Annotated in this window: 1 pseudogene; it reads right to left on the bottom strand. The window is 80.4% G+C overall.

Annotated features, from left to right (window positions below):
• Positions 1 to 654: pseudogene (locus CR470_RS38315) on the bottom strand (serine protease); the annotation flags it as partial.

Below are 654 nucleotides of genomic sequence, written 5' to 3'. Positions count from 1 at the left end.
ACGCACAGCAGGTCGAGGTGGGCGCCGAAGACGTCCTCGGTGTCGGGGCGGCCCGGCACGCCGGGCGGCAGCGCGGCGCGGACCTCGGCGAGGAGCCTCAGCGTGAGCGGGTGCCGGTCGTGGCCGGGGGCGAGGGCGGCGGGCGGGATGCCGTAGGCCTCCTTGGCCCGCTCGGCCTGCTCGGGGGTGAGGTCGCCCAGGCGCAGGGCGGGCGGCAGCCGGCGGGCGGGGCGGTGCGGGCGGTGCAGGGCGCCCGGCGGGTAGAGGGCGCCCGCGGTCTCCCAGTGCTCGGGACGGCAGGCCACGACGAGCCTGACGCCCTGCTCGCGCAGCCAGGCGGCGGTGCCGGCCGTCCAGTCGGCGAGCCGGTGGGCCAGCAGCGGCTCCATCTCCTCGGGGCCGTCGAGGACCACCAGGAGCGGATGCCCGGCGTCCGCGGCGAGCCGGGCGACGCGCTCCGGGGTGACCGTGCTCATGTCGCCGCGGGCCCCGGCCGCGGTGACGATCCGGGCGGCGCGGGTGAGCGCCCGGCTCGCGGCGTCCGCGATCGAGGTGTCGTCGGCCAGCAGATCCGCGCCGCGCAGCCAGAGCGTGGGGGCGGGCGCGGCGCCGTTCGCGCGGCGCTCCGCGAGGGCGGCCAGCTCGGTGGTGCGG

Source organism: Streptomyces sp. rh34 (assembly GCF_002551245.1).
GTDB lineage: Bacteria > Actinomycetota > Actinomycetes > Streptomycetales > Streptomycetaceae > Streptomyces.
Note: the sequence above shows the minus strand (reverse complement) of the source record. Positions and strands in the feature narration are given on the sequence as shown.